Annotated in this window: 1 protein-coding gene; it reads left to right on the top strand. The window is 71.6% G+C overall.

What is annotated here, in order from left to right; translation table 11 throughout:
- The coding region (locus tag DBV35_RS29550; RefSeq protein ID WP_108663936.1) for an Asp23/Gls24 family envelope stress response protein at window positions 1-345 on the top strand (345 nt) is incomplete at both ends.

Here is a 345-nt window from a genome sequence, read left to right as displayed (position 1 = left end):
CCGAGACGGTCGTCTCGAGGATCGCCGGTCTGGCGGCCCGCGAGGTCAGCGGCATCTACGCCCTCGGCGGCGGCGCGGCCCGCGCGTTCGGCGCGCTGCGCGAGCGCATCCCGGGTGGCACCACCAACGCCTCGCAGGGTGTGTCGGTCGAGGTCGGCGAGAAGCAGGCCGCCGTCGACATCAACGTCGTCGTCGAGTACGGCGTCTCCATCGCCGACCTGGCGAAGGCCGTGCGCCGCAACGTCATCTCCGCCCTGGAGCGGATGACCGGGCTCGAGGTCGTCGAGGTCAACATCTCGGTCGACGACGTCCACCTGCCGTCCGAGGACGACGGCAAGGACGAGG

This window comes from Acuticoccus kandeliae (assembly GCF_003073115.1).
This window is presented reverse-complemented; position numbering and strand designations above follow the sequence as displayed.